We start from the raw sequence: 5,338 nt of genomic DNA, 5'->3' as shown, positions 1-5,338 counted from the left end.
CGGCCTGCATCGCGTTCACCGTAGGCCCAACTCAACGAATAACAACATACCCCTGGAGCACACCGTGAAACATATCGAGAAAGGCACAAGCCTGAAGCGCATGCCCGGCGATTTCATCCGGGACCTGACGCCCGAGAATGCCAGCGCCGGCCTGGTGGCCGGCGTGTTCGGCCTGAGTGCCGGCGTCATCCACATCAGCGCCGGCACCGCAGCCGGCCTGGATTCCTCCTTCATCATGATCTGGGTGATCAGCTATCTGATGATCAACGGCCTGTTCGGCCTGCTGGTGCCGAGCTACTACCGGCTGCCCCTGCCCATGGCCAACTCGATTCCCGGTGCACTGCTGTTCGCCGCGGTGATCCCGGTGGTGGGTCTCGAGGCCGCTCTGGGCGCGACTCTGATTGCCGGCGCCATCTCGCTGGTGGCCGGTCTCACCGGAGTGATGGCCACGGTGATGCGGCTGATCCCGATGCCCATCGTGATGGGCATGATCGCCGGAGTGCTGCTCAGCTTCGGCACGCGCATGGTCGGCTCGCTGGACGACGCCCTGCTGCCGGCTTCGATCATGATCCTCAGCTTCTTCCTCGCCGCGCGGCTGTTTCGCCGCGTGCCGCCACTGCTGGTGGCCATGGGGGCGGGCATCGCTTACCTGATGGCCACCGGCGTCGACTTCTCCGGCATCCAGGCCACGGTTCGCTTCCCCGAGTTCATCGTGCCCGAGTTCACCCTGAGCGCATTCCTCGCCTACGGCCTGCCGCTGGCGATCATCCTGGTGGGCATGGAAACTCCCGCCGGGGTGGGGCTGGTCAAGGGCATGGGCTACGACAAGGTGCCGGCCAACGGCATCACAGCGGTGGGCGGCTTGGGCACCATGATTTCCTCGTTCTTCAACCTGCACAGCACCTGCATCGCCGCCCCCATGACGGGCATCTGCTCCTCGCCGGAAGCCGGTGAGCGCGACAAGCGCTGGGTGGCGGCGGTGATCACCGGGGCCATCTTCGTGGTGTGCGCGCCCTTCTACGGCTACGTGGTCAGCCTGATCGAGGCCACCCCGGGCTACTTCATCGCCATCATCGCCGGCCTCGCTCTGGTTCGTGTGCTGACCTCCGCACTGGCCATCGCCTTTTCCGGCAGAAAGCACGAGATGGGCGCACTGTTCGCCTTCCTGATTGCCGCCTCGGGCATTCAGATACTCGGGATCGGTGCCTCCTTCTGGGCGCTGGTGCTGGGTGTGCTGATCTCGATGATCTTCGAGACCAAGGACTTCGAGTTCATCGTCAAGCGCGAGAGTGCCACGGCGCCCTAGCGGAGCGGCCGTACCTTCCTCCGTTGGCCCGTGGTCGATCCCTCGCCACGGGTCTTTTTTATTCGTTTCGCATTCCACCCAATCGAGCGCGAGGTGAACGATGTCATTACGCCAGGACGCGTCGCTGTCGGCCATTACCGCCGGCTTCGTGGCGGTGCTGATCTCCTATGCCGGGCCGCTGGCGATCTTCTTCCAGGCCGCGCAGAGCGCGGATATCTCTGCCCAGATGATGAGCTCCTGGGTATGGGCGATCTCCATCGGTGCCGCACTGTCGGGTATCGGCCTGAGCCTATGGCTCAAGGTGCCGGTGATCACCGCCTGGTCGGCGCCCGGCACGGCGCTGCTGGTCACGCTTTTCCCCGGGCTGTCGCTGAACGAGGCGGTAGGTGCCTATCTCACCGCGGCGCTCATTGTTTTCGTGGTCGGGATGAGCGGTACCTTCGACCGCTTGATCGCGCTGATCCCGCCCGGCATCGCCGCGGCGATGATGGCCGGCATCCTGTTTCAGTTCGGCGTCGGCGTGTTCACCTCGCTGGAAGTGGCGCCGGCGCTGGCGGTGGGTATGCTTGTCGCCTACCTGGTATTCAAGCGCCTCTTTCCGCGCTACTTCCTGGTACTGCTGCTGCTGGTGGGTATCGTGCTGGCGGTGGTGCTGGAGGGCGCAAGCCTGGCGGGTGTTTCGTGGCAACTGGCTTCGCCCGAGCCGATCCGTCCCGAGTGGACGCTGCACGCTACGCTAAGCCTGGCGCTGCCTCTGGCGCTGGTCAGCCTCACCGGCCAGTTCTTGCCGGGCATGGCGATTCTGCGCGGCGCCGGCTACGACACCCAGGCTCGCCCGATCCTCACCGTCACCGGACTGGTCTCGATGCCGATGGCGCTTTTCGGTGGCATCACCACGGTGGTGGCGGCCATCACCGCGGCGCTGTGCACCGGCAAGGCGGCCCACCCCGATCCCGGCCGGCGCTACGTCGCCGGCGTGGCCAACGGCATGTTCTATCTGCTCGGCGCGCTGTTCTCGGGCAGCATCGTGCTGCTGTTCACCTCGCTGCCGGTGACCTTCGTCGCCCTGCTGGCAGGGCTGGCGCTGATCGGAGCCATTACCAGCAACCTCAGCGCGGCGGCGGCCGAGAAGCAGCACCTCGAGGCTTCGATCATCACCTTTCTGGCCACCGCCTCGGGGATGAGCCTGTTCGGCCTGGGCTCGGCCTTCTGGGGTGTGGCGATCGGCTGTGCGGCCTACCTGATCCTGCACCGGCCTTGGGCGCTTCCACGACAGCAGGAGGCATCCACCATTGCTGAAAAGCCGTGATTGCCCCGCAGGGAAAATTCGGCCAATGTCGAATCATGTGCGCCGGATGCCGGCCTATGACCTCAGCGCGAGCGTGGCTCCCATGTCTGATCGAGAGACCCCCGAGTACTCGGCGTGGAACCCCGGCCTCGAAGCCGACCTGCCCAGGCGCTACCAGCCCCTGGAAACCATCCATCGCCCTGAGAACGTCTCTTCTCTTTTGGCCGAAATCCCCGAGCTGAAAGCACTCACCGGCCTCGAGGAGGAAGAGCTGATCGCATTTCGCGCCGAACGCCTGGTACTGCATGAGCTGATCGTTCGGGTCACCGCCGACGTCATGGTTACGGAGGGTGAGGAAGAGGAAGTGCTGGGGCGCAATTTCCGCCACATCACGCTCACGGTTCTGGCGGACTATCTTGCGCCTCATCTGCCGCTGTTCCAGCAGGAATTCGACCGTCTGTACGCGGTGATAGAGGGGAGAGTGGGGGAAATCCTGGAGGCGGCCTTTGCGCCCGAGCCCGTGGTGGCCGACCCGGAGCCTCCTTCTTTGCTGGCCAGATGGCTGGGCAAGCAGGCTGCCCCGCCACGACAGGCGGATCGACGCTCCCTGGAGGAGCGCCATCATGATGCGATCCAGAGCCTCAAGCAGCAGGGCTTGGCCGCCCAGGATGAGCAGGAGCAGGCCATCTACAAGAGTGCATACCGAGTGCTGAGTTCGATTGCCGCGATCCAGGGCCATATCGGTCTGGATCGCGAGGTGTTGGTGAAGCTGATCGCCCGTCATGCCTGTAACGACTACGGCAGCCGTCTTATCGGCCATCTATTGGCGCCTCACCTCGAGCGGGCCATCGAGCATGAGGGCTACGCTCGGGTTCCGCTTGCCGACAAGCCGATTCTGATCAGCCTCAAGGGGGCCTCGGCGGCGGGCAAGAGCTCCCTGCGCCACCTGCTGAGACATACCCTGCAGGACCTGGGCATTCCGCGGGAGCAGTACGGCACCATCACACCCGACATCTGGCGCCGCCTGCTGCTCGACTATGAGGCCCTGGGCGAGGCCTACAAATATGCCGGGCGCCTGGCGGGCAAGGAGGTCAAGCTGATCGATGCCAAGCTGGACCGCTACATTCGCGACAAGGCCCGGCGGGATCGCACCATTCCCAACCTGCTGATCGACCGCTTTCGCTTCGACAGCTTTTCTTCCGAGACGGTGTCGCGGCTGCTGGATGCCACCTATGCCAAATACGTCTCCACCATGCACATGTACTTCATCATCACCCCGCCGGAAGCCACGGTGGAACGTGGCTGGGAGCGGGGGCTGGAGCGAGGGCGTTACAAGGCGGTATCGGACTTCCTGGGACACTGCGTCGAGGCTTACGACGGGATGCCCAGAGTGTTCTTCAAGTGGTTGAGCAGCCCTCGGCCCCGCTTCAAGTACGTCTTCCTCGACAACAGTGTACCCAAGCATACGCCGCCGGCAGTCGTTGCCCATGGTACTCGCGAGGTGCTGACCATCCTCGACCCCCTGGGGCTGGTCAATCTCGAACGCTTCAAGAAGATCAATACCGCGGCGACGTGTCCGCAAGAGGTATACCCCGGCGACGACACCTTGGCGGCCGTCAGGAATTGCACGTTCCTCAAGCAGTGCATCGCCAAGGTGCCCGATGTGCGCTTCGTCGATCGCGCTAGCGGTGAGATGTATCTGCGTGCCACCTCGGGGCGCTTTACGGTGGAGGATGTCGAGCTGCTGCGTACCAAGCGCCAGAAACCGGAGATGGCGGAGCTGTTTGCGGCGTTGGGAGTGTCGGACTAGCCGTTGGGTACGTGGCGGTTGTTGCCAAAGTGGATGCGACCGGGCCCGCGCGTTGGCGGGCCCGGTCGCTTTCCTGCAAGGCTGCTCGTTGTCTCCTTCAGAGCACTCCCTTGGCCTTGGCGGTGTGGGTGGCGATGGCGTCCATCAGCGGCGGCGAGAGGCAGTCGTAGGGCGGCAGGCCCAGCTCTTCTAACCGTGAGCGCACGGCGGACATGTTCTGCGGATCGGCGCCGGCCTCGATGATCGAGGAGACGAAGGCGGCGAACTCGGGGCCGGCCCAGCCCTCGTCGCGGGAGAGTTCTGTGTGGATGAAGTCGAGCCCATGGAAGGGGTGGCCGGTGTTCTCGATGCGGCCGTACATGTGCACACCACAGCCGGTGCAGGCATGGCGCTGAATGGCGGCGCTCGGGTCGACCACGTCGAGCTTCTCCTCGTGGGCAGTGACACGTAGCTGGTCGCGGGGGACGACGGCCACCATCGAGAACAGCGCCCCTTCGGGTTTCCAGCACTTGGTGCAGCCGCAGACGTGGTTATGGGCACACTGGGCGTCGATCGTTACCTCGACTCTGTCGTTACCGCAGTGGCAGTGCAGCTTGCCGCCGGTGAAGCCTTCGCTGCCGCGCTTGACGCCGTCGTCCACGGCAGGGTGGATGTGAACATTGTGGTGGCTCATGGTGGGGTGACTCCCCTGTGTTGTCGTTTTTGCGGGTTCTCTCGCCGCGGGTGGCGGCGTACGGGGCGTGCTCTGTGTCGCGGTGGCGGGCTTGCCGCCGAACCAGCGCTGGATCATGTCCATCAGGCTCATGCTGCCTCCTCGTCCTTGGGACGCGTTAATACCGAAGCACGGTACGGATGCTCTTGCCCTCGTGCAGCAGTTCGAACGCCTCGTTGATCTTCTCGAACGGCATCTCGTGGGTGATGAATTCGTCGATCT

At 64.3% G+C, this 5,338-nt stretch carries 4 protein-coding genes; 3 read left to right on the top strand and 1 reads right to left on the bottom strand.

The genetic code is table 11. The features are described 5' to 3' along the window. Positions 1–64: 64 nt before the first annotated feature. From AC2VNO_RS19980 to AC2VNO_RS19970, 3 genes are all read left to right on the top strand, one after another. Positions 65–1,306, top strand: a complete 1,242-nt coding sequence (locus AC2VNO_RS19980) for a benzoate/H(+) symporter BenE family transporter (RefSeq protein ID WP_486935769.1) — start codon at positions 65–67, stop codon at positions 1,304–1,306. A 100-nt stretch (positions 1,307–1,406) separates the two neighbouring features. After that, positions 1,407–2,615 (top strand): benzoate/H(+) symporter BenE family transporter, encoded by a 1,209-nt coding sequence (locus tag AC2VNO_RS19975; RefSeq protein WP_486935768.1) that lies wholly within the window; start codon positions 1,407–1,409, stop codon positions 2,613–2,615. An 82-nt stretch (positions 2,616–2,697) separates the two neighbouring features. Next, complete coding sequence (locus tag AC2VNO_RS19970) at positions 2,698–4,404, top strand: DEAD/DEAH box helicase family protein (RefSeq protein WP_486935767.1); 1,707 nt, start codon at positions 2,698–2,700, stop codon at positions 4,402–4,404. Between the two features lie 97 nt (positions 4,405–4,501). On the opposite strand, the gene gfa is transcribed toward AC2VNO_RS19970, so the two are convergent. Next, a complete protein-coding gene (gene gfa, locus AC2VNO_RS19965; RefSeq protein WP_486935766.1) occupies positions 4,502–5,209 on the bottom strand; it encodes an S-(hydroxymethyl)glutathione synthase in 708 nt (235 codons plus the stop codon). Positions 5,210–5,338: the final 129 nt, after the last annotated feature.

Source organism: Halomonas sp. TH-94 (assembly GCF_057473365.1).
Note: the sequence above shows the minus strand (reverse complement) of the source record. Positions and strands in the feature narration are given on the sequence as shown.

Excerpts from the sequence above, each read along its gene's own strand:
- AC2VNO_RS19975 (WP_486935768.1), top strand. The coding sequence starts at position 1,407 with ATGTCATTACGCCAGGACGCGTCGCTGTCGGCCATTACCGCCGGCTTC.
- AC2VNO_RS19970 (WP_486935767.1), top strand. The coding sequence starts at position 2,698 with ATGTCTGATCGAGAGACCCCCGAGTACTCGGCGTGGAACCCCGGCCTC.
- gfa (WP_486935766.1), bottom strand. The coding sequence starts at position 5,209 with ATGAGCCTGATGGACATGATCCAGCGCTGGTTCGGCGGCAAGCCCGCC.